The organism is Streptomyces tricolor (assembly GCF_002155905.1).
Lineage (GTDB): Bacteria > Actinomycetota > Actinomycetes > Streptomycetales > Streptomycetaceae > Streptomyces > Streptomyces tricolor.
In genome coordinates this window covers 1-627 of the sequence record NZ_MUMF01000933.1, presented here as the reverse complement: position 1 = coordinate 627, position 627 = coordinate 1, and the positions used below count along the sequence as shown (strand labels likewise).

The 627-nt window shown below is 72.9% G+C and carries 1 protein-coding gene; it reads left to right on the top strand.

Annotation, left to right across the window (positions count from 1 at the left end; translation table 11 throughout):
• The coding region (locus CCN44_RS41615) for a hypothetical protein (RefSeq protein WP_086704406.1) at positions 1 to 479 on the top strand (479 nt) is incomplete at its 5' end.
• Positions 480 to 627 lie beyond the last annotated feature (148 nt).

The following is a 627-nucleotide window of genomic DNA, read 5'->3' as shown; positions in this document are numbered from 1 at the left end:
CGCCCCACCCCTCCTCGTCCTGGTACGCCGGCCCGGTCACCGCGGGACAGCCGGACCCGCTGCCGATCTGCGTGGGCGCGGCCCTGCCGTCGGTCTCCGTGCACCGCGCCTACTGGACGGAGTTCGACACCAGCGCCCTGCAGGTCACGGTCGTCGAGCGCGACGCACGGCGCGCCGCCGACTTCGCCGCCCTGCTGCGCAAGGACCTCGCGGGCTGCGCGCGGCACCTGGAGTCGGAGTACCCGGACATCGCGGCGACGGGCAGGTACTACGGCAAGGTCGACGTCGAGGAGGGGGCTCACGTCTACGGCATCCACACCACCGCCACCTGGGGTGCCTCCGACATCGCCCTGTTCTCGGTCGGCCGGGACGGCAGGACGGTGACGGTCGTGAAGTGGTCCCAGATGGGCACGTTCCGCGATGCCCCGGTCAAGGACTTCAAGACGACCACCCGGGCAGCGGTGGACCGGCTCGCCTGACGTCAGGTCAGCCGCTCAGGTGCCGTTGCAGCCAGTCGGCGGCGGCGCGGCGGAACAGCCGGCGGTTGTCGGCGCGGAGGAATTCGTGGCCCTCGTCGCGCAGTGTGAGCAGTTCGGCGGTCAGGCCCCGCTCGCGGGCGGCCCGGAC